The sequence below is a fragment of the Pseudomonas sp. P135 genome (assembly GCF_020312125.1).
GTDB lineage: Bacteria > Pseudomonadota > Gammaproteobacteria > Pseudomonadales > Pseudomonadaceae > Aquipseudomonas > Aquipseudomonas fragariae.
In genome coordinates, this window is the sequence record NZ_JAGPYR010000003.1 from 428,745 (window position 1) to 452,161 (window position 23,417).

Consider the following 23,417-nt stretch of genomic DNA (forward strand, 5'->3'; position numbering starts at 1 on the left):
TCGTGCAAAATTGCGTGGGGCGAGGCCTTTGGGCCAGTTAGATATTAGAGCCTCGGCTCATCCTTCGAGGATAGGGATCATCATGCGTAAAACTCTTGCGATGACGTCGTGCCTGGGACTGTTGGCACTGGCCCCGTTTGCCCAGGCGGCAAGCAATCTGGTGTTTTGCTCCGAAGCGAGCCCGGCTGGCTTCGACGGTGCGCAATACACTTCCTCCACCGATAACGATGCATCCGAGCCGATCTACAATCGACTCACCGAATTCAAGCAAGGCGATACCACCGTGGTTCCAGCGCTGGCGACTTCCTGGGACACCTCGGAAGACGGCCTGGTCTACACGTTTCATCTGCGCGAGGGCGTGAAGTTCCACAGCAACAAGAACTTCAAGCCCAGCCGTGACTTCAACGCCGACGACGTGCTGTTCACCTTCAATCGCATGCTCAAGCCCGATCATCCGTTCCGTGTCGCTTACCCGACCGAGTTCCCCTACTTCACCGGCATGGGCCTGAACAAGAAGATCAAGTCCGTCGAGAAGACCGACCCGCTGACCGTCGTCTTCACCCTCAATACGGTCGATGCGGCATTCATCCAGAACATCGCGATGAACTTCGCCGGCATTCTCTCCGCCGAGTACGCCGAACAGCTGATGGCCAAGGGCGACGTGCGCGACATCAATCAGCAGCCTATCGGTACAGGGCCGTTCGTGTTTCAGCGCTATCAGAAGGATTCGCAGATTCGCTACAAGGGCAACAAGGAATTCTGGGACCCGAGCCGGGTGAAAATCGACCAGTTGATCTTCGCCATCGTGACCGACGCCTCCGCGCGCATGCAAAAGCTCAAGGCCAACGAATGCCAGGTCTCGGTCAACCCGCGTCCGGCGGACCTCGCCAGCCTCAAGGCAGACAAAAGCCTGCAGGTCATCGAGAAGCCAGGCTTCAACCTCGGCTACATCTCTTACAACGTGCGCCACGAACCGCTGGGCAAGCTGCAAGTCCGTCAGGCGCTGGACATGGCCGTCAACAAAAAGGCGATCATCAACGCGGTTTATCAGGGCGCGGGGCAACTGGCAGTCAACGCCATGCCACCGACCCAGTGGTCCTATGACGACAGCATCAAGGACGCCCCCTACGACCCGGAAAAAGCCAGGACCCTGTTGCGTGCCGCTGGCGTCAAGGAAGGCACGGAACTGACCCTGTGGGCCATGCCGGTTCAGCGTCCGTACAACCCCAACGCCAAACTGATGGCTGAAATGCTTCAGGCCGACTGGGCCAAGGTCGGTATCAAGGTCAAGATCGTCAGTTACGAATGGGGTGAATACCTCAAACGCACCAAAAACGGCGAGCACGATATCTCGCTGATCGGCTGGACCGGCGACAACGGTGACCCGGACAACTGGCTGGGCACGCTTTACAGCTGCGACGCGATTGGCGGCAACAACTATTCGATGTGGTGCGACAAGAAATACGACGACCTGATCAAGGACGCGGTTGCGACCACTGACCGCGTGAAGCGTACCGAACTGTACCAACGGGCGCAGCGCTACCTGAAGGAGCAGGTGCCGATCACACCGATTGCCCACTCGACCGTCAATCAGCCATTGCGCGCCGAGGTCAGGGACTTCCACGTCAGCCCGTTCGGTCGCAACAACTTTTCAGGCGTCAGCATCGTCGATTGATCGAAAACTCCGCACGCCCTCGCCGTCATGTGTCACGGCGAGAGCGGGTACTTGCGCGTCGATACCTATAACAACGCAGGACCCAAAGTCCTGCACCACCAAAAGCCAGGCTCAAAGAACTGGCATATAAAAAAGTGATAAAGGGAGCTGCACATCGTGAAAACAACTAGCACTGCGTTATTGGCATTGTCTCTCTCGTCGTTTGGCGCACTGGTTCAGGCTGAACCGGCAAGCCAGACGTTCGTACCGACCGAGCTGAGTTCAAAGAATGCACAGGCCGACGCCAACGGTTTTATCGAAGATCAACACCTGACCGGCACGACCCGTAACTGGTACGCCAATGAACTCAAACGTCGCGGCGAAGTGTTCCGCTACAACGACAACGGCATTGCCGAGCAGACCTCGCGTCGTATCAACTGGCAGCAGGGCACCATCGTCAACTACACCTCGGGTTACACCCAGGGTGTTGTAGGTTTCTCCACCGAACTGGCGCTGTACAACGCCATTGCGCTGGACCGTGACACCGACGACTTTGCCGGCAACTCCAACCGTACCCTGGCACACAGCGACGGCGATGCAGTCGGTCAGTGGAGCAAGATGGGCCTGGGCAACGTCAAGGCGCGGGTTTCCAACACCGTACTGACCATGGGTCGCCAATCGGTGAACACCCCGGTCATCGCCTTCATCGGCAACCGCGCACTGCCCTCCAGCTTCCAGGGTGTTGCCGTACAGAGCGACGAGCTGAATAACCTGTCCTTTCAAGCCGGTAGTTTCGACCGCGTATCGCCACGTATGGAGCAGAGCCTGGACAAGTTCCGCTCCGAGTACGGTGATCGCAGCCAGACCGCCGACCGTCTGGACATGTTCGGCGCTGACTACAAGCCGACCGACAGCCTGACAACCAGCTTTTACGCATCGAATCTGGAAGATTTCTGGCACCAGTACTACTTCGGTTTCACCCACGAACTGGGTGACAGCAAGGCGCTGGCGCTCAGCACCAACCTGAACTACTACAAGACCAAGGACTCCGGTCAAAGCAAACAGGGCCCTATCGACAACGATACCTACAGCCTGTCCTTCACCGGTACACACAATGCTCACAGCATCAGCCTTGCCTATCAGCAAGTATCTGGCGATGAGTACTTCGACTATGCGCACGACACCAACGCGATCTTCCTGGCCAACTCCCTGCTCTCGGACTTCAACGGCCCGAACGAGAAATCCCTGCAGATCGCCTACGTACTGAACATGGCCGAATACGGCGTGCCGGGTCTGAAATTCAACATCTACCAGGCTCGTGGCTGGGACATCGACGGCACCAAATACAAAGGCAACGTCTACGGCGACGTCCAGACCATCAATGGCGTTCGGACACCGAGCGGCGTAAACGCAATGGACGGCGAGACTCACTACGAATACGGTATCGGTACGTCGTACTCCGTGCAGTCCGGCCCGCTCAAGGCTACTGCCATCCGCGCCACTTACACCACCCACCGCGCCAGCGAGAATCAGGCTGATGGCAACATCAACGAATTCCGTCTGGTGACCACCGTTCCGTTCAACATTCTTTAAGCGGTCCCGTAGCCGTGGCTGACACAGGGTCAGTCACGGCTTCTTCGATCAACAAGGAGGCTTCTATTGAAACTGCTATCGCTCCGCGCGTCGATTGCCATTGCGCTGCTTAGCGCCGCCGCAACCGTTTCGGCCAAACCGCTGGTGGTCTGCACCGAAGCGAGCCCTGAAGGTTTCGATATCGTGCAGTACACGACCGCCGTCACGGCAGATGCCTCGGCCGAAACCATTCTTGAACGTCTGGTAGCGTTCACCCCAGGCACCACTGATACCGTACCGGGCCTGGCTGAAAGCTGGGACATCAGCCCCGACGGTCTGACGTACACTTTCAAACTGCGAAAGGGCGTCAAATTCCAGACCACCGACTACTTCAAGCCCACCCGCGAAATGAATGCCGATGACGTGGTCTGGAGCTTCAAGCGCCAGTTGGACCCCAAGCATCCGTGGCACGCACTTTCGCTGGTCGGCTACCCCTATTTTGAAAGCATGGGCTTCCAGAACTTGCTCAAGGACGTCGAAAAAGTTGACGACTCCACCGTCAAGTTCACCCTTGCGCATCCCGAGTCGCCATTCCTGCGTGATCTGGCGATGCCGTTCACCTCGATCTATTCCGCCGAATACGCCGACCAGTTGCTCAAGAGCAACAAGACCGCCGAACTCAACAGCAAACCGATTGGCACCGGCCCGTTCATCCTGACTCGCTATGCCAAGGATGCCCAAGTCCGCTATAAAGCCAACCCGAATTACTGGAAAGGCAAAGTGCCGAGTGAAGCACTGATCTTTGCCATCACTCTGGACAACAACACACGCCTGCAAAAGCTCAAGGCGAATGAATGTCAGGTTGCGCTTTACCCAAAACCTGACGATATTGCCAACATCAAGGCTGACCCCAATCTCAAGATCGACGAGATGGAGTCCATGATGACCAGCTACCTGGCCATGAACACCTCGCACAAATACCTGAGCGATGTGCGCGTGCGGCAGGCGATCAATCTGGCCTTCGACAAGAAATCGTACATCAGGGCACTGTTTGGCGAAGGCAAGGCCACTGAGGGTGTAGGCCCGTATCCACCGACCATGATGGGTTACGACACCGCTAGCAAGAGCCCCGCATACGATCCTGACAAGGCCCGTGCGCTGCTCAAGGAAGCCGGCGTACCTGAGGGTCAGGTATTCACCCTGTTTGCTCGAAATGGCGGCGCGGTGACCAACCCGAACCCGATGGTAGGCGCACAGATGCTTCAGTCGGACATGGCCAAGGTCGGGATCAAGATAGACATTCGCATCATGGAATGGGGCGAAATGCTCAAGCGCGCCAAAAATGGCGAACACGACATGGTTTTTGCCGGATGGGCTGGCGACAATGGCGACCCGGATAACTTCCTCACGCCCAACCTGAGCTGTGACGCGGCCAAAAATGGCGAGAACTATGCCCGCTGGTGCAACAACGCGTTCGAGGACGCAATCACTCAAGCACGAAAAATAACCGAACCGGCGGAACGTGCCGCCCTCTATAAGCAGGCTCAACAAGTGTTCAATCAAGAACAGCCCTGGATCAGCCTGGCTTACCCGAAACTTTTCGTTGCAATGCGCAAAGATGTCGAAGGCTTTAAAATAAGCCCTTTGACCAATAACAACTTCGCCACTACCCAGGTGAAGTAGAAAAATAATCCGGCGAGCTCATAACCCGAGACTCGCCGGAGCACGCCTAACCGGCTGATGAGGTACACACCAAGATGTTTAGTTTTATCGCCCGCCGAGTGGGGTTGCTGATACCCACTTTCTTCGGCATCACCTTATTGACCTTCGCCCTGATTCGTCTGATTCCGGGCGATCCGGTCGAAGTCATGATGGGTGAGCGCCGTGTCGATCCGGAAATGCACGCTCAGGCCATGGAGCGTCTGGGTCTGAACAAACCCCTCTACGCCCAGTACATCGATTACATCGGCAAGCTCGCCCAGGGCGACCTCGGTGAATCGCTGCGTACGCGCACCAGTGTCTGGTCCGAATTCACTTCGCTGTTCCCGGCAACCCTGGAGTTGTCGCTGGCGGCGCTGATTTTCGCGGGTATTCTCGGCCTGCTGGCCGGGGTGATCGCCGCACTCAAGCGAGGGTCCCTGTTCGACCATGGGGTCATGGGGATTTCCCTCGCCGGTTATTCCATGCCGATCTTCTGGTGGGGCCTGATCCTCATCATGTTCTTCTCGGTAACGCTGGGCTGGACCCCGGTTTCCGGGCGCATCGACCTGCTGTACGACATTCCGCCGGTCACCGGCTTCATGCTGATCGACACGCTGCTCAGTGACGAACAGGGTTCGTTCCTCGATGCCCTGCACCACATGATTCTGCCGGCCATCGTACTGGGCACCATCCCGCTCGCGGTGATCGCCCGGATGACTCGCTCGTCGATGCTCGAAGTGCTGCGTGAAGACTACGTGCGTACCGCCAGAGCCAAAGGCCTGTCGCCTGCCCGTGTGGTATTCGTTCATGGCCTGCGCAATGCGCTGATTCCGGTACTGACCGTGTTCGGTCTGCAAATCGGTACCTTGCTGGCCGGTGCGGTACTGACCGAAACGATCTTCTCCTGGCCGGGTATCGGCAAGTGGTTGATCGAAGCCATTGGCGCCCGGGACTACCCGGTCGTGCAAAACGGCATTCTGCTGATCGCCTGTCTGGTGATCCTGGTCAATTTCGTGGTGGATATCCTCTACGGCTTTGCCAACCCACGCATTCGTCACCAGCGCTGAGATCATCGATATGAGCACCCCTACTCCTGCGGTAGCAGTCGATCAAAGCCTGCTTTACCCATCCCCGTACAAAGAATTCTGGCAAGCCTTCTCGAAAAACAAAGGCGCGGTTGCCGGCCTGCTGTTCATGATCCTGATCGTGTTCTGCGCCCTGTTCGCGCCCTGGGTTGCACCCCATGACCCGAGCGAGCAATACCGCGACTTCCTGCTGACGCCTCCGGTGTGGCTCGAAGGCGGCCAATGGCAATTCATCCTCGGCACCGACGAACTGGGCCGCGACCTGCTGTCACGTCTGATCCAGGGTTCGCGTCTGTCGCTGCTGATCGGTCTGGCATCGGTGGTCATGTCGCTGATCCCCGGCATTCTGCTGGGCTTGCTGGCGGGCTTCTTCCCTCGCGTGCTCGGCCCTTCGGTGATGCGCCTGATGGACATCATGCTCGCCCTGCCTTCGCTGCTGCTGGCTGTGGCCATCGTGGCGATCCTCGGCCCAGGCCTGATCAATACCGTAATCGCCATCGCCATCGTGTCGCTGCCTTCCTATGTTCGTCTGACCCGCGCTGCGGTGATGGGCGAGCTGAACCGCGACTACGTGACGGCTGCCCGTCTGGCCGGCGCCACACTGCCGCGCCTGATGTTCATCACCGTGCTGCCCAACTGCATGGCACCGCTGATCGTTCAGGCGACCCTGAGCTTCTCGTCGGCGATTCTCGATGCCGCAGCGCTGGGCTTCCTGGGTCTGGGCGTACAGCCACCGACGCCTGAGTGGGGCACCATGCTCGCCTCGGCGCGCGACTACATCGAACGTGCCTGGTGGGTCGTGAGCCTGCCCGGTCTGACCATTTTGCTCAGCGTGCTGGCAATCAACCTGATGGGCGACGGTCTGCGCGATGCGCTGGACCCGAAACTCAAGAACGCCGCCTGAGGAGATTCGCATGTCACTTCTTGAAATCAAGAATCTCAACGTCCGCTTCGGCGACGCCAAGGCCGTACCTGTTGTGGACGGCCTGTCCCTGAGCGTCGAAAAGGGAGAAGTACTGGCCATCGTCGGCGAATCGGGTTCCGGTAAATCGGTGACCATGATGGCGCTGATGGGGCTGATCGACTCCCCCGGCATCATCACCGCCGACGCGCTCAATTTCGACGGCAACGACCTGCTCAAGCTCAACTCGCGGCAGCGTCGACGCATCATCGGCAAAGACCTGGCGATGGTCTTTCAGGACCCGATGACCGCTCTGAACCCCAGCTATACCGTGGGTTTCCAGATCGAGGAAGTGCTGCGCCAGCACCTGAACATGTCGGGCAAGGCCGCACGCCAGCGTGCACTGGAACTGCTGGAAAAGGTCGAGATCCCTGGCGCCGCTGCGCGCCTGAATGCCTACCCGCACCAACTGTCCGGTGGCATGAGCCAGCGTGTGGCGATTGCCATGGCGATTGCCGGCGAACCGAAACTGCTGATCGCCGACGAACCGACTACCGCGCTGGACGTGACCATCCAGGCGCAGATCATGGAGCTGCTGCTGAGCCTGCAAAAAGAGCAGGACATGGCACTGGTGCTGATCACTCACGACCTGGCTGTCGTGGCCGAAACCGCCCAGCGAGTCTGCGTGATGTACGCCGGTCAGGCCGTCGAAGTCGGTCAGGTGCCGGGGCTGTTCGATGTCCCTGCCCACCCCTACAGCGAAGCCTTGCTGGCCGCCATTCCCGAGCACAGCATGGGCGCCGAGCGCCTCGCCACGCTGCCGGGCATGGTCCCGGGCCGCTATGACCGTCCACAGGGTTGCCTGCTGTCTCCGCGCTGCCCGTACGTACGCGACAACTGCCGTACCGAACGCCCTGCCCTTGATCCCAAGGCGCACAGCCTGGCGCGCTGCTTCTATCCCTTGAATCAGGAGGTGGCGTAATGAGCGTCGTACTGACCGCCCGCGACCTTACCCGTCACTACGAAGTTTCCCGCGGCCTGTTCAAGGGCTCGGCGCTGGTGCGTGCGCTTAACGGGGTGTCCTTTGAACTGGAAGCCGGCAAGACTCTGGCTGTGGTCGGCGAGTCCGGCTGTGGCAAATCGACACTGGCGCGCGCGCTGACACTGATTGAAGAGCCTTCATCCGGCTCGCTCAAAATCGCCGGTCAGGAAGTTGCCGGGGCCAGCAAGGCCGAGCGCAAGCAGTTGCGCAAGGACGTGCAGATGGTCTTCCAGAGCCCTTATGCCTCGCTCAACCCAAGGCAGAAAGTCGGGGATCAGCTCGGCGAGCCGCTGCTGATCAACACCAATCTGTCGGCCGCCGAACGCCGCGAGAAAGTGCAGGCGATGATGGCCCAGGTCGGTTTGCGCCCTGAGCACTATCAGCGCTACCCGCACATGTTCTCCGGCGGTCAGCGTCAGCGTATCGCGCTGGCCAGGGCAATGATGCTGCAGCCCAAAGTGCTGGTAGCGGACGAGCCGACTTCAGCGCTGGACGTATCGATTCAGGCCCAGGTACTGAACCTGTTCATGGACCTGCAGCAGGAATTCAACACCGCCTATGTGTTCATCTCCCACAACCTGTCGGTGGTGCGTCATGTCGCCGATACGGTATTGGTGATGTACCTGGGCCGGCCTGCGGAAATGGGTCCCAAGGAAGAGATCTACAACCGTCCGCTGCACCCGTACACGCAGGCGCTGCTGTCGGCGACCCCGACCATCCACCCGGACCCGCTCAAGCCGAAGATCAAGATCGTCGGCGAGCTGCCCAATCCGCTCAACCCGCCAAGCGGCTGCGCCTTCCACAAGCGCTGCCCCTATGCGACCGAGCGTTGTGCAGCAGAAGTGCCGGAGCTGCGTCTGGTGGATAACCGCCAGGTGGCGTGCCATTACGCCGAGCAATTCGTAGCGGCGTAGCTACAAGCTACAAGCCACAAGCCACAAGCCACAAGCCACAAGCCACAAGCCACAAGCTACAAGCTACAAGCTACAAGCTACAAGCTACAAGCTACAAGCTACAAGACTATCGTGCCCACGCTCCAGCGTGGGCACGCAGTTCTGGACGCTCTGCGTCCGATCTTCGCTAGTCAATACACGTCCCGCCGATAACGCCCTTCCTCGATCAGTTCCCTGACTGCCTGCTCGCCCAGCACCTCGTTCAGCACCTGATCCACGCCCGCCGCCATACCCAGCAAGCTTCCACAGATGTAAATCGCTGCACCGTTGTCGAGCCATAGACGCAGTTCATCGGCCGCCTCGCGCAAGCGATCCTGCACGTAGATCTTTTCTGCCTGATCCCGGGAAAAAGCCAGGTCCAGACGCGTCAGATGGCCAGCCTGCAACCAGCTCTGCAGTTCAGCACCGCAATGGAAGTCATGCGCGCGGTTACGTTCGCCGAACAACAACCAGTTGCGCACTCGCCCTTGAGCGATACGCGCCTTGAGCAGGCTACGCAAACCGGCCAGCCCCGTGCCATTGCCCAGCAGGATCAATGGCAGCGGCTCGGCAGGCAGATGAAAGCTGCTGTTGCGGCGTAAACGCAGGCTGACGGCACCGCCCAGGGCACAGTGTTCGGTAAGCCATCCCGAGCCCAGCCCCAGGCTGCCGTCGGCATGCACTTCCTGGCGCACGATGAGCTGCAGACAGCCGTCCTCTGGAATCGAGGCAATCGAGTATTCGCGTACGGAGACCAGCACCAGCGCATCGATCAACGCCTGCGCATGCAGCCCCACCAGATGCGCACGGTTCTGCGGTAGCTGGCGGCTTGCCAGCGCCTGCGCGAGCGGCTCCTGCAAACCATCCACGCTGACCAATGCATCCGGATCGACACCCAGCCCGGCGAGAAACGGCTCGATGACCCGCAGCGTGTGACGCGGCATCACCTCGACCAGATCCCCCGCCTGCCAGTGCGCCGAGGTAGGTGGCGTCAAGTCCAGCAGATAGACCTTCGAACCACTGCTGCCAGCGTTCAATAGCGCGCGCCGAGTCAGCGTCCAGTTCTCGAAAACCGGTGCCTGCCAGTGCGCTGCAGGCGCGCAACCGGTCACCTGCCCCAATTGCTGCTGCCAGTGTTGCAGGGCTGCAGGATCGGCGCTGTCGACTTCAACGGGCGGGAACAGGCTGCGTCCGCCCAGCTCGGTCAACCAGCCGTGCAAACGATGGGCAAAGCCGCAAAAATGCGGGTACTGCCGGTCGCCCAGCGCCAGAACGGCATAATCGAGCTGGTTCAGTGAAAGCGGACTACCCAGCAGCTTGCGCTCGAAACGTCGGGCACTGTCCGGCGCCTCCCCGTCACCAAAGGTACTGACAACGAACAGGGCATTACGGCTTCGGCATAGTTCTTCTTCGCTCAGATCGCCCAGCCGCTTCACGCGTACCGACAATCCCGAAGCCTGCAACTGGCCGGCGGTCTGCCAGGCCAATTGCTCGGCGAAACCGCTTTGACTGGCGAAACAGACGAGCCAGGACGCTTCATCGTCGTGATCACCACCCTGAACATCGCCGCGTGCACGCTCGATACCGCGCTTCTTGCGACGTCGATCCAGGTACAGCAACCAGCCAGTAATAAAGAACAGCGGCATCAGCAACGATGCGCCGGTCATGATGATTCGCCCGACGAGCCCGAAGTAACTGCCGACGTGCAGCGCGTAATTGCTGGCCAGTAATTGCGCACCGAAACTGCGTTCGGCATAGCGTACAACCGAGCTGACCTGACCATTGGCCGGATCAAGGGTGATGGTGTTCAGCGCACGCGGGTGCGGAGAATCCTTGAGCAGGTAAAACACGGTTGCAGGCTGACCGCCTGCAGCAGGCAGGCGCAGGTTATAAGCCCGCAAGTCCGGCCCTGCGGTCTTCCGGATACTGTCCCAGACCGCCACGTAATCGACCACCAGCGGCAATCTTCCGGCAGCCTTGGCTGGGGCAGCGATGCCCTCCTCGAGCGGCGGATCCCCGATCAGTTTATTCAGGCCGTTGCTCACCCAGTCATATGACCAGGTGAGCCCCGTGATGGCGAACAACAGGTAGAACAACAAGCACCAGGTGCCGAAGATCGAATGCAGGTCCCAGTTAAAACTGCGCCCCTTCTTCGCCCAGTCAACCGTCAGCCAGACCCGCCAGTTCCGCACTGCGCGAGGCCAGCGCAGGTACAGTCCGGACAGGCAAAAGAACACCAGAATCAGCGTACACGCCGCCGTGACCTGCTTGCCCGCCTCGCCCACGGCCAGATAACGGTGCAGCTTCAGGACAAAGTCGAAAAACCCTTCCCCCACCGCATTGCCTTTCAGCTCGCCGGTGTAGGGATCGAAATTGCGCTTGGGGCCTCGACGCTCGCCCGCTTTGGGCGTGAAGAAGACCTGAGCGACACGATTGCCGGTGGTTTCGACACGCAGAATAGCGACCGTCAGGCCGGTCGCAGCTTCCAGCCTGCGCACCAGTTCGACGGGCGGCAGCGTGGCACCTCGCGACTCGACCAACAGCACATTCGGATTCAGCGCATCGAGAATTTCGTCCTCGAACGAATACAGCGCACCGGTCATCCCCATGAGGGTCAACACCAGACCTGCCGTGATCCCGAAGAACCAGTGCAGTTGAAACAGGACTTTCTTCAACGCCGACGCTCCCCCCTCTGCGGGCTGCGGCGCGCATTATGCTCCAACCGCGACACATTCTCATCTTTAAATCGAGGCAACGCGGGTTTCCCTGTCCAGTCGCGCCGCTGACGAGTAAAAACATCCTTATAAAGAACATTAAATCTACCCCTATACCACCTCCATTTAAAAAGGCAGTTGCCCACGACGGCTGACTGCAAATAGTCAGGTGTCTTACATCTTTAAACCATGTTTCTGCTTTGACGCCCTCCGCCCTGAAACTCTAATCTTTTTCAGCACGAGAACATTAACTCGTGGAGGGGATCAATTTCTGTTCTCCCAGTGGAAATAAGGACATATCCATGCACCCAATGTTTTATGACGTCGTGAAGGCAGAACCTTTATCCGGTGACCTCAAGGCGGATGAGGCGATAAAAACGGCCGAACTGTTCGGTACGATGTCGTCTGCCACTAACAAGCAGGTCACCCGTGCACCCGGTCTGATTCTGACCAAAGAGCAGATTATCAACCTCAAGAAATATGAATTGGCGGGCCTCGCTCTGCCCATTGAACTGGACGATGTCATTGTTTATCTCGGCTATTCAAAAGGTGCCGGTGTCGGGCTTGAACCTGAAGACTTTCTGAAAAGTTTCAACCTTATCCACCGGCATGCACGTCGCTGGAGTCCTCTGCGCACCGACCTTCTGGGCATAGGCAGCAAACTGAAAGTCTTCGCAGGCAAGATGCTCGTGTACGGCCAAAGCATGGAGGAGATCAACGACGACATCCGGACCGGGAAAATCGTTGACCATTATCAGATCAAGACACTGGAGGATGTTAAACGCTTGACCCTTGAACTGGGCAAGGACTTCCCGGGCATCGCGCTGGATGAAAACGATAAGGAGATCACCAAGGAAATAGGCTACCACCTCACCGATATACTGGACCTGATCACCGCCAATCTGGCCGATGCCCAAACCATCAAGAAGGAGCTGGATCAGTTCGGCCTGGACCTGTCGCTGCATGTCGGGCCCGAGATACAACGCAAGATGGTTGCCATCGACAACAGCTCACTGCCAGCCGACGTGGCGAAGCTGACCCTGGATATCGAGCAGCGCGCAAAGGACATCGATGAAAAGAACAAGGAATACAAGGCGACGGTACAACAATCGTTGAATTCGGTCAGTAGCTTGAACATTGCGGGTCTGGCACTGGGCATTTACTTTGGCGTCGAGGCTGAGAATGCCAGGTACGCACGCAATGAATTAATCGCACAACAAGCCGCCGACATAGACACCTTGCAAGACAAGAACAATATTCTGGGCTCATTGAGCAGGGTAAAGTTTAATTTGCAGAACCTGGCGACGATTGTGGTCGATGCCGACGTGGCCACTAAAAACCTGATTACCGTATGGAACAAGCTTTTTCTGTTCATTGAGGCGTCTGTGGGATCGGCGTCCGAGATAAACGACGCCTTGTCCTTAAGGCAATTTATGAATCACTTCAGACAAGTCGTTCAACCCTGGAAGACCATCGAAGATGACTCGGACGCCTTGCTTAATGTGTTCAAGGAAGCCGATGAAGAATATAAACGGATTTATGGATAACTCGACAATGAAAAATACGCTCACGCTCAATGACACCGCCTTCTCGGCTCAAGCACCTGACCGCGCCGCCATGACTCGCAGCCTGCAACTCATGCGTAACAGTCTGGTAAAGGCAGACCTGCTGTTTGCCAAGACCCAGTACCTGCCCAACCTTTATGAAAAGCTCACGCGCCTGAACATCCTGGCCGTCACTGAACAGCAGCGCCTCGGAGAACACGCTGAACGGCTGATCATTGATATCGAGTCGAAGACCACCCTGCTGACGCAGTACGCTCAACCCTCCGCTACTCCCATAGATGCCGAGGATCTGGAAGATATTGACGCTCAGTGTCAGCGCCTTGTGAACAATGTCACTGCAACGGCCGATCAACTGGCCAATGCTGTGAGTGGACTGACGCAAGGTATCGATCGACAGCAGACCGCTGAGTTTGTACAGAGTCTGGAAGGTGACATGGCAAAAGTCGGCATCGAACTCGATGTTTCACACACCAGCCTGGCGAAGTTGAAAGACGAGCGTCAAGTGCTGAGCAGCGCTATCGACGCCCTGGAAAGCAAGGGGCTGGCGAGTATTGCCAAGGACACCTTGATCACTGCGGAGAAGGTGCTCGGCCTGGGAATGCAGCCCCCGCAACTCGCCGTGATCATGCTGGCGCTTGAGCAAATGAAGGCGACCCTGGAAAAGGGGGCAGCGGGAATCAACCTCATCGCGATGATCAAACGCCGTGATGGTTTTCGCGAGCGCATCAATGCTCTGTCCCAGCAATTGGCAAGCCTGGACAAGGACAAAATGGGGTTCGCACAGCGCATTGAACTGCTTGAATGCTTCAACGCTTTTGACGAGCAACGGGCCGCTTATGTCGAGCAATACCAGAAAATCAAAAACGCGCTGGACAGCTTTCTGGACGTCAACACCACGGGTACATCCGATGACAGTCAACGCAGCATGCGCCTGATCGAGTCGGGCCGACAGTTGATCGGCTACTTGAGCCGCATTCGCTGATAGCAGCGTAGCCCGGGTTGCAAGGGGAATGGCCTGTACGCCCGTTGCAACCCGCGTTTATACACCTGCCGTTCGACAGCAGCCAAAAAGTCATCAACTCTCGAGGGGCCAGCATGACAGGACAACTCTTGTACCAAAGCGACTTCAAGGACCTCACCACTTACCTGCAGGTCTTGCAGAGGCTTCCGGCATTGACCCGCTCTTTCAAGGTCCATCTTGATCAGGTGCCGCTGGCCGGACGCAGCGCCGACCCCATTCCCGAACTACGCAATGTGCTTGACAGGGCCGACAAGGACTTATCCGTCTGGTCGACGCTTATGCCCAAGTTGATGGCGATGCACAGACGACTTGACGCCCTGACGGCAGAACTCACGCAGTTTTCCGGAAATGCAACGCAGCACCAGAAGCTGGCCGTGCAACTGAGGGGCTCCGCAGGCGATCGGCTGATAGCGTTCGAGAACGAGTTCGATAACGAGGAACAGACCGTACAGAAACTGACCCAGGGTATCTGCACCATTCTGCCGCGACTTATTGACTTCCTGAACGACGCTATCTCTCGCTATAGCCGCAAGTTCGGACTGAAGCCGGGCAACCCTCTCCGGGAAAATCTGGCAAACGCCCTGCCGCTGTCATTCGGTGCACCGGATGCGATCGACGCGCAAGAACGACTGTTTCGTGCACAAGGTTATGCGTACCGAGCGTCAGGGTGGTACACCCGCGCTTACACGGCCGCCAGTAATCTGGGTGCCTACCTGTCGCGAATGTGGGAACTGCTCTGGGCCTGTGTGGGCAGCATTATCGGCGTACGTAAAGCCGACACACCTTCGCGTGACCGCCTGGCATCAGGGCTGCTACTGGTCAACGTGCGGGAAATCCAGCGTCTTTCCAAAGGGTTCGACACTGGGCAGGAGCTGACTGCCTGACCCCGGATGAAACGCAAAAAAAACCCGCGATCACTCGCGGGTTTTTATATCAGGACAGCGCTTACAGGTAGAACGACTTCAGCGGCGGGAAGCCATTGAATTCCACTGCGCTGTAACTGGTGGTGTAGGCACCGGTGGACAACCAGTACATGCGGTCACCGATGGCCAGGTTGAGGGGCAGACCGTACTTGTAGTTTTCGTACATGATGTCGGCGCTGTCGCAGGTAGGACCGGCGATGACCACTTCTTCCATTTCGCCTTTCTTTTCGGTCCAGATCGGAAACTTGATGGCTTCGTCCATGGTTTCGATCAGGCCGGAGAACTTGCCCACATCGGTGTATACCCAACGCTCGACCGCGGTACGCGACTTGCGGGCAACCAGTACCACTTCGCTGACCAGAATACCGGCGTTGGAGATCAACGAACGGCCTGGCTCGAGAATGATTTCCGGCAGGTCATCACCGAAGTCTTCCTTCAGGAAGCGAATGATCTCTTCAGCGTAGGTTTCCAGGCTGTTGGTGCGGGTGATGTAGTTGGCCGGGAAGCCGCCACCCATGTTGATCAGCTTGAGAACGATGCCGTCTTCTTCTTTCAGACGCTCGAAGATCACTTTGACCTTGGCGATGGCAGCATCCCAGACGCTGATGTCGCGCTGCTGCGAGCCGACGTGGAACGAGATGCCGTAAGGCACCAGCCCCAGGTCGCGGGCAAGAATCAGCAGGTCCATGGCCATGTCGGTCTGGCAGCCGAATTTGCGCGACAGAGGCCAGTCGGCGGTGGTCGACCCTTCGGTCAGGATGCGCACATAGACTTTCGCGCCCGGTGCAGCCTTGGCAATGTTGCGCAGGTCGGCTTCGGAGTCGGTGGCGAACAGACGCACGCCCTTCTCGTAGAAGTAACGAATGTCCTTGGATTTCTTGATGGTGTTGCCGTAGCTCATGCGCTCCGGACCAACGCCGCAGCTCAGGACCTTGTCCAGCTCGTAGATCGAGGCGATGTCGAAGCTCGAACCCTTTTCCTTGAGCAGATTGATGACTTCAACGGCAGGGTTGGCCTTGACCGCGTAGTAAACCTTGGCGAATTCGAAGCCCGCACGCAGGTCGTCATATGCCTTGCTGATGATGTCAGTATCAATGACCACGAACGGGGTTTCTTGCTTGTCAGCGAACGCCTTCATTTTCTTGAAGGTTTCGGCTGAGTAGTAGTCTTCGACATTGATCGGCATGCTGCTGGAACTCCTATTGGCAAACGGTATTGGTCAATGGGTACAAATGAACGCCCTCCGTATCCCCACTTTGGTTCGCCTACTTCCCAAGGCATGTCGCCGAAAGCAAAAAGGCCCTGAAGGGCTGCCTTCCTGGCCTTGCTGTCTCGTCGTCAGTACTTGAGCCGGATGGATCGTTTCCAGCATGGACGTTCGGCGCGAACTTTAGGACCTGAGGGGCCGGATATCAACAAAAAATGTCGCGTTTTTGCACAGGGCTCTCGAGTTGCCTTCCCAAGGACCTGTTTAACCGACCTGCATGACAGGCAGATGTTCCCCACCTCCGTCGCCAATGCCTTTTCGCAGCACTCTGGGCATCACCTTATTCACCGGCACGCAAAGCAAATCAGCCTGTCAGTTCTGTCAGTTCTGTCAGTAGACGGACGCAGAGGTAGCGCGCTCAATAAACAGCTCAGACCGCCTTATCAGGTAACGATCATGGATGACCGACACCCTCACGCCGCGAGTTCCGTGGCGGCCAGTGCAGTTCAAGCCCAAACCCGGTGGCAAGCCTTCGGCTTCGGATCTGCCGAAAGTCATCGCGAACGTCACGCCCGTGCCAGGGCACACACCGACTTTCAGCCGACCAACATTTATGTAACGAAAGGCGATCAACTGGAAATAACAGCAACCAGTCTGTACATGAATCGGGTATCCGCAGTGATCGGGGTGCCGGAACTGGATACTCCCACCTCGTACCCGCTGCAACGTGGCCTGAACGTTCTTGTCGCTACCAACACAGGCCTACTGGGCTTTACCAATCTGGACCCGCTTGGTCACGTGGTACTGGACATAACAGGACAGTACAACCATGTGCCGTTTTTCAGAATGGATATGACCAACCTGGAATGGGAACAGCAGATGGCGCAATACAGCAATGCGCCTGTCGTGCTGCTTACCAGCCCGAGGGCTATTGTCGTGGTGCGCTATCAGAGCGCACAGCTTTACCTGACCGATCCCGCAAAGCTGATGGGCAATTTCGATGATGCCATTAGCGCGCAGGATGGTATTTCAGGCGTGATCAATTACAGCACGACGGAGTGGGCGCTCGATCCGAGTAAACATTTCTACGTGGAAGCGGACCGGCTTTACATGTTTGCTATGGACGGTCATATGGGGTTTAACGGATCGGCCGCGCTCGCGCGATTACTGTCAACCGCCCCTGAAGATGGTTGGGGCCCTTGGCACGAAAGCGGCCATCAACGACAACTCAGCCCCATGACATGGGGCACCGGCACCGGAATGACAGAGGTCACGGTCAATCTCTACTCGATGGCCGCCCAGGAGGTTTTCCTCGGCCGTGCTACAGGCGCTGACTCCAGTTACGCCCCCATGAAAGAGTACCTGGCCAGTAGCCTGCGAGAGTACGACAACATCAAGGATTCCGGGCACAAGCTTGTCATGCTCTGGCAATTGCGCCTTAGCTTTGGTACTTCGTTCTACCCGCAACTGCACCAGCGCTATCGGCTTATGCACAACCCGCCCACCGTCAGCGACGATAAAGCGCAGCGCTTCATCGTCGAAACCTCGCTGCTGAGCCACGTCAATCTGGCGGAATTCTTTGATCGCTGGGGATTGTACCCAAACCCTGAAACCCTCAACCAGATCGCAGACCTGCCCGCACTGACACTGGCTATTTGGGAAACCGACGCTGACACGACGATTCCAATCCCTTTGCCGTTGTCTACTTATATTCCGGAACTCGCGCATATTCTGTCCAGTGTGAACGGCACCTTTCAAGACCGGATAAAGTTTACCGTTGCCGAGCAATGGTACACGCCATACCGTTACGAAATAACGCTCAACGGAACGTTAGTGGCATCGGTTGACCATGGTGAATGCGTGGGCTGTGAAGCCCGCATCGAAGAAGGCATCGCCTACGTTGAAGCCAGCGCCCCCATCTCCGAAGGGGACGAAGCGTCGGTCAAGGTGTTTGCTGGGGGCAAGCTATACGCTCTGGCCAGTACGGCATCACGCCCCATCCTGCTGTTCAATATCAAGGCCATGTTTACCGATGACCGTTGCGCTGAACTCAGGCCCGGCATTACCCAGCCAAGGCTTGACGTGCTTTTCTTCAATCTGGATGAAGAAAAGACCGATGAACTGCACGGCCGACTATTGAACCGTGCACAACGGTTACTCCTGCAAAAAACGATAAGAAGCGTGATCGTCAGCGCAGGAGGTGTCCAGGTGACGTTCGAGGATGAGGTTTTCAAGAATCATGATTACACGATCCTGCTGGGAGCCACGCCCTACGCAACGCTTGAAAAGGGCTACCCCAGCGGATCCGAACTCGCCAACAACGCTTGGATATGCCCGTGTGGAGTAGGCCATCAAGAGGTGACCATCACGGCAGCTGGAGGCATCGGGAAAACCTATACCCTGTTCTCCGGCAACGTCGAACAGGCAAAAATCGCCCTGCCCATCCGCCAGCTCTTCACCGACCATACGATGACTCGACTGGCAGAAGGTGTCGATCAGGCAAGCGTTGATGCCCTTTATATGACCGTCAATGGCAACCCGATTATCAGCGTGACAAACCGGGCGTTCTACCGTTCTTATCTGGTTATTGCCCAGAGCATGTTGTTGCGATTGACGGTCGCGAAGGTCATCAGAACAGATGACGTGCTGGACGTATATTTCGAGGGCGACACGTTCAAAAATCACAACTACAAGCTTTTCGTCAACGACCTCTATGCCTCCGAGATCACCCAAGGCAGGGCCTACTATTCAACTGTGTCCAATCGGGTCTGGACCAGCCGCGAAAAGTTTGAGGGTAATGACCACTGTAGAGTGGACGTCGAGTATCAGGGGGTCGTGACAACGTTGTATGAGAGCAATGCCGCAGACGCAATGACTGCGTCTGCGTTACAGGAAGGCGACGTCACTCAGTGTGGCCTGGAAAAGTTTTAAATCTGACCATTGCCGCCAGCCATGACGCTGACGGCAATGCAGCCGGTCAGGAAGCCACTTGCTCCGCAGGCGAAACAATACGGGTCTTCATGTCGCGCGAACGGCCCGACTTCGAAAAGACCGCATGTCCCCTCTGACCTCATCACCCACAAAAAAGATCGACGAAAAAAGCCCTGACTCAACTCGGGCAGGGCTTAAAGTATAACGTCCCGACGTAAAACAGCCTATCGAACGTCGTCATTCTGCATCGATGACGCTGCCACACTAACCCAGGTCGCTCTCATAATCCTTCAGGAACTCTTCCCAGCTTATTTCGTCATTGCCATCCGAATTTATCTTGGCAAGCAAGACGTCAAAATCTTCCGGAGTCAGATACTTTTCCATCGTTAAACGAAACTCTGCGACGGTTACTTTTTTATCGCCATTCGTATCGTAGCGGTAGAAGTCTTCGCGCACTCGCGCCAACTGCTTATCCGTAAGCGTGGCCATCACTCACTCCCTCACTTGAATAAAACAGCACGTAAAGCCACGAAAGTAAACGGTGCTGCGTGAAGCCACGTTAGACTCGCGACCCTCGCAACGCTACTGACAGATCTGAGAGTTGACTTACATTGTGAGGTGTGAAAGGGCAAACGCTATCTGATCAGCTTAGCCCAGGCCTTTGCAGCACCGGGCTATGCATTTTTACATCAAGCCTGCGCGTCTGCCGCCGCTTCCGCTGGCGAGACGATACTGGTCTTCATGCCACGCGAACGGCCCGAGCTCAGATACGCCGCAATCGACTCTTGCGTCACCTCACCGAGGAATACGTTCTCGGCATCCAGCACCGGCAGCCAGGCGCGGTTGAACTCGTACATGCGCGACAGCAGGATGCGCAAGTGCTCGTCGTAAGCGGCAGTGGCGTTGAATTCACGCAGGAACTGCGCGCACGTGCCCTGCTGGCGATGCAGGTCACGACGACGCACATAGCCCATCGCCTTGTTCTCGCTGTCGGTGACAACGATATAGCGACGGTCGTTTTCGTCCATCACTTCCAGAGCGTCGGCAACCGGGGTTTCCGGGCTGACCGACGGCGCGTTGTCGGCGGCGTCTTCGGCCTTGACCAGCAGCAGGCGCTTGAGGGTGCTGTCCTGACCGACGAAGCTGCTGACGAAGTCGTCAGCCGGATGCGCGAGCAGGGTGTCCGGGTGATCGATCTGCAGCAGTTTGCCGCCACGGAAAATCGCGATCTTGTCACCCAGCTTGATGGCTTCGTCAATGTCGTGGCTGACCATGATCACGGTCTTGTTCAGCGCGCGCTGCATCTCGAAGAACTCGTTCTGGATCATCTCGCGGTTGATCGGGTCGACCGCGCCGAACGGTTCATCCATCAACAGCAACGGCGCGTCGGCGGCCAGCGCGCGGATCACGCCGATGCGCTGCTGCTGACCACCGGACAGTTCGCGCGGGTAGCGATGCAGGTACTGCTTGGGCTCCAGCTTGATCATGCTCATCAGCTCGCGAGCACGATCATGGCAACGCTGCTTGTCCCAGCCGAGCAGCTTGGGCACGACCACGATGTTTTCTTCGATGGTCATGTTCGGGAACAGACCGATCTGCTGAATCACGTAGCCGATGTTGCGACGCAGGGTCACTTCGTCCAGGCCCGTGGTGTCTTCGCCATTGATCAGCACTTTGCCGGAGGTCGGCATGATCAGGCGGTTGATCATTTTCAGCGTGGTGCTCTTGCCGCAGCCCGACGGGCCGAGGAAGACGCAGATTTCGCCTTCGTTGACCGTGAGGCTGACCGAATCGACAGCCTTCACTTCTTTGCCGTTGCTCTGGAAAGTCTTGGAGAGGTTCTGGAGTTCGATCATTTCAGTAATCCTTTTGGAGTCAGCGTGCGTTGCAGCCATTGCAGGAGCAGGTCGGCGATGATGGCCAGAATGCTGACCAGGACCGCGCCGACGATCAGCATCGACATATCGCTGCGGCTGATTGAAGCGAGAATGAGTACACCCAGGCCACCGGCGCCGATGGTCGCGGCGATGGTCATGACACCGATATTCATCACCACGGCAGTGCGCACACCGGCGAGGATCACAGGCACGGCGATGGGCAGTTCGACCATGCGCAGACGCTGGCCGAAGGTCATGCCGATGCCTTTGGCGGCTTCGCGAATACCCGGTTCTACCCCGGTCAGCGCCAGATAGGTGTTACGCATGATCGGCAGCAGCGAGTAGAGGAACACCGCGGTAATCGCCGGCATCGGGCCAAGGCCCTGGCCGAATTTGGAATAGAACGGCAGCAGCAGGCCGAACAGAGCAATCGACGGCACGGTCAGCAGCACCGTGGCGCTGGCCTGCAAGGGGCCCGCCAGCGCTGGAAAACGCGTCATCAACACGCCCAGCGGCACACCGACGACAATCGCCAGGGTCACGGCGATGCCGACCAGCGTGATGTGCTGCCAGGTCAGTTGCAGGACCTGTGCCCAGTCCAGATGGGAGAAGGCGCTCAAGAAACTCATATCGTCTCCTTCCTTAGTTCAATGGATGCTGGCGCAGAAAATCTGCGGCAACAACGGATGGGCTTTCATGGCCGACGTCGACGCGAGCGTTGAGGTCGATCATGGTCTGGTTGTCCAGCAGGTCAGCCAGCGGCTTGAGCAGCGTGGCGATGTCCGGATGCTTATCCAGATATTCCTGACGGATCACCGGCGCCGCGGTGTAGTCCGGGAAGTAGTGCTTGTCGTCTTCCAGCACTTTCAGTTTGAACGCATTCAGACGACCGTCGGTGGTGTACACCAGACCGGCAAAAACCTGACCGTTGCGCAACGCGGTGTAGACCAGCCCGGCGTCCATCTGCCGGGTGTTTTCACGACCGAGATTCATGTCGTAGTGCTTGACCATGCCGATCAGCCCGTCGGAACGGTTGGCAAACTCGGTGTCCAGCGCTACGACATGACCCTCTTTGGCTTCGTCCTTGAGCACTTTGGTCAGGTCGGTCATGGTGTTGACCTGCGGGTACTTGTCAGCCACTTTTTGCGGCAGTGCCAGCGCGTAGGTGTTGTTGAACTTCGACGGAGAAAGCCAGACCAGGCCTTTCTTCGCATCCACTTCTTTCACCCGCGCATAGGTCTGGGCGCTGTCGAGTTTTTCATCGATATGGTTGTAGGCCACCAGCGACACACCGGTGTATTCCCACAGCAGATCCAGCTGACCGCTTTCCTGAGCGCTGCGCGCCAGATTGCTGCCAAGACCGCCGGTAATCTGCACGTCGTAGTTCTTGGTCCGCAGGTATTGCGCAGTCAGTTCGGCAAGCATGGTCTGTTCGGTGAACACCCGTGCGCCGACACGTAACAGCGGCTTTTCCGCAGCCTGGGCCAATGCCGGAAACAGCAAGGCAAAGCCTAAAAACAAGCATATTCTTTTCATGAGGATTCCTTCGCTCAGCGAGCCAGTCCGCGTTCCAGCCAAAGACGACTGGCCAGTGTCACCAGACCATCGAGCAGCAGCGCCAGCAGAGCGGTACACGCCGCACCCAGCACCAGTTGCGGCTGGTTGTTCAAGGCAATGCCCGGGAAAATCAGGCTGCCAAGGCTGTTGGCACCGATGAGAAACGCCAGCGGCGCGGTCCCGACATTGATCGCCAGCGCGACACGCACACCGCCGATAATGATCGGTACGGCATTGGGCAACTCGACACGCCACAGCACCTGGCGCGGGGTCATGCCGATACCGACGGCAGCTTCCTTGAGTGAACCCTGGACGTTTTTCAGGCCCTCGTAGGTGTTACGCACGATAGGCAACAGAGAGGCGAGGAACAGCGCGAAGATCGCCGGCCCGCTGCCGATCCCGAGAATCCCGAGGGCAATGGCCAGAACGGCGAGAGGAGGAACGGTGTTACCAATGTTGAATATCTGCATGAAGCGTTCGGCGCGGCCAACCATGCTTGGTCGGCTGAGGGCAATGCCTGCAGGGATGCCGACCACCAAGGCCGCCAACATCGAAACCAGAACCAGAATCAGGTGAGCCTGAAGGTAGAACAGCAGGTCATCCTGGTATTGCTTGATAGTACTGATGCCGATCCAGTGGATCAGCAGGGCCAGGAGTGCGATCGCAACCGCACCTCCCAATAGCCCCTTGCCATAGCGATTTGCCACAGGCGGACTCCTTATTTCAGTCGGCGAA

18 protein-coding genes are annotated in these 23,417 nt (G+C 57.7%); 11 read left to right on the forward strand and 7 right to left on the reverse strand.

Features of this window, described 5'->3' with window-relative positions; genetic code table 11:
* The first annotated feature begins 82 nt into the window (after positions 1–82).
* The 7 genes from KBY08_RS06730 (at position 83) to KBY08_RS06760 (ending at position 8,869) form a co-directional block, all read left to right on the forward strand.
* The gene (locus tag KBY08_RS06730; protein ID WP_011268912.1) at positions 83–1,675 is read left to right on the forward strand and encodes an ABC transporter substrate-binding protein; all 1,593 of its coding nucleotides are present in this window, start codon (positions 83–85) and stop codon (positions 1,673–1,675) included.
* 156 nt (positions 1,676–1,831) lie between these two features.
* Positions 1,832–3,247: an OprD family porin gene (locus KBY08_RS06735; protein WP_024640036.1), complete on the forward strand. Its 1,416-nt coding sequence runs from the start codon at positions 1,832–1,834 to the stop codon at positions 3,245–3,247.
* A 66-nt stretch (positions 3,248–3,313) separates the two neighbouring features.
* Complete coding sequence (locus KBY08_RS06740; RefSeq protein WP_024642524.1) at positions 3,314–4,909, forward strand: ABC transporter substrate-binding protein; 1,596 nt, start codon at positions 3,314–3,316, stop codon at positions 4,907–4,909.
* A 74-nt stretch (positions 4,910–4,983) separates the two neighbouring features.
* The gene (locus tag KBY08_RS06745) at positions 4,984–5,994 is read left to right on the forward strand and encodes an ABC transporter permease subunit (RefSeq protein WP_003400038.1); all 1,011 of its coding nucleotides are present in this window, start codon (positions 4,984–4,986) and stop codon (positions 5,992–5,994) included.
* Between the two features lie 10 nt (positions 5,995–6,004).
* Positions 6,005–6,916 (forward strand): ABC transporter permease subunit, encoded by a 912-nt coding sequence (locus KBY08_RS06750; protein WP_002555194.1) that lies wholly within the window; start codon positions 6,005–6,007, stop codon positions 6,914–6,916.
* A gap of 10 nt (positions 6,917–6,926) precedes the next feature.
* Entirely contained in the window at positions 6,927–7,895 is a 969-nt protein-coding gene (locus tag KBY08_RS06755; RefSeq protein WP_010436785.1) for an ABC transporter ATP-binding protein, read from the forward strand.
* On the forward strand, positions 7,895–8,869 hold the full coding sequence (locus KBY08_RS06760) for a peptide ABC transporter ATP-binding protein (protein ID WP_003400031.1): 975 nt from the start codon (positions 7,895–7,897) through the stop codon (positions 8,867–8,869). The genes KBY08_RS06755 and KBY08_RS06760 overlap by 1 nt, the downstream gene beginning before the upstream one ends.
* 170 nt (positions 8,870–9,039) lie before the next feature.
* Here KBY08_RS06760 and KBY08_RS06765 read toward each other — a convergent pair whose 3' ends face one another.
* Positions 9,040–11,562: a PepSY domain-containing protein gene (locus tag KBY08_RS06765; RefSeq protein WP_096135004.1), complete on the reverse strand. Its 2,523-nt coding sequence runs from the start codon at positions 11,560–11,562 to the stop codon at positions 9,040–9,042.
* Positions 11,563–11,903: 341 nt separating this feature from the next.
* Between KBY08_RS06765 and KBY08_RS06770 the strand changes: the two genes are divergently transcribed.
* The 3 genes from KBY08_RS06770 to KBY08_RS06780 all read left to right on the forward strand — a co-directional run bounded on the left by KBY08_RS06770 (position 11,904) and on the right by KBY08_RS06780 (position 15,071).
* Positions 11,904–13,148, forward strand: coding sequence for an alpha-xenorhabdolysin family binary toxin subunit A (locus KBY08_RS06770; protein WP_003400026.1), 1,245 nt, complete (start codon positions 11,904–11,906; stop codon positions 13,146–13,148).
* A 7-nt stretch (positions 13,149–13,155) separates the two neighbouring features.
* Complete coding sequence (locus tag KBY08_RS06775) at positions 13,156–14,148, forward strand: alpha-xenorhabdolysin family binary toxin subunit B (protein ID WP_060409562.1); 993 nt, start codon at positions 13,156–13,158, stop codon at positions 14,146–14,148.
* Positions 14,149–14,261: 113 nt separating this feature from the next.
* Entirely contained in the window at positions 14,262–15,071 is an 810-nt protein-coding gene (locus tag KBY08_RS06780; RefSeq protein ID WP_104684555.1) for a hypothetical protein, read from the forward strand.
* Between the two features lie 61 nt (positions 15,072–15,132).
* Here KBY08_RS06780 and KBY08_RS06785 read toward each other — a convergent pair whose 3' ends face one another.
* Entirely contained in the window at positions 15,133–16,296 is a 1,164-nt protein-coding gene (locus KBY08_RS06785; RefSeq protein ID WP_003368674.1) for a type III PLP-dependent enzyme, read from the reverse strand.
* 477 nt (positions 16,297–16,773) lie between these two features.
* Here KBY08_RS06785 and KBY08_RS06790 point away from each other — a divergent pair, with 477 nt between their 5' ends.
* Positions 16,774–19,248: a M60 family metallopeptidase gene (locus KBY08_RS06790; protein ID WP_111522126.1), complete on the forward strand. Its 2,475-nt coding sequence runs from the start codon at positions 16,774–16,776 to the stop codon at positions 19,246–19,248.
* Positions 19,249–19,512: 264 nt separating this feature from the next.
* Here KBY08_RS06790 and KBY08_RS06795 read toward each other — a convergent pair whose 3' ends face one another.
* From KBY08_RS06795 to KBY08_RS06815, 5 genes are all read right to left on the reverse strand, one after another.
* Entirely contained in the window at positions 19,513–19,737 is a 225-nt protein-coding gene (locus KBY08_RS06795) for an EF-hand domain-containing protein (RefSeq protein ID WP_103359950.1), read from the reverse strand.
* Between the two features lie 200 nt (positions 19,738–19,937).
* Positions 19,938–21,104 (reverse strand): betaine/proline/choline family ABC transporter ATP-binding protein, encoded by a 1,167-nt coding sequence (locus KBY08_RS06800; protein ID WP_011268919.1) that lies wholly within the window; start codon positions 21,102–21,104, stop codon positions 19,938–19,940.
* Complete coding sequence (locus KBY08_RS06805; protein WP_003400010.1) at positions 21,101–21,754, reverse strand: ABC transporter permease; 654 nt, start codon at positions 21,752–21,754, stop codon at positions 21,101–21,103. Before KBY08_RS06805 ends, KBY08_RS06800 begins: the two co-directional genes overlap by 4 nt.
* 13 nt (positions 21,755–21,767) lie before the next feature.
* Entirely contained in the window at positions 21,768–22,661 is an 894-nt protein-coding gene (locus KBY08_RS06810; protein ID WP_011268920.1) for a glycine betaine ABC transporter substrate-binding protein, read from the reverse strand.
* Positions 22,662–22,675: 14 nt separating this feature from the next.
* Positions 22,676–23,389 (reverse strand): ABC transporter permease, encoded by a 714-nt coding sequence (locus tag KBY08_RS06815; RefSeq protein ID WP_024640031.1) that lies wholly within the window; start codon positions 23,387–23,389, stop codon positions 22,676–22,678.
* Between the last annotated feature and the right edge of the window lie 28 nt (positions 23,390–23,417).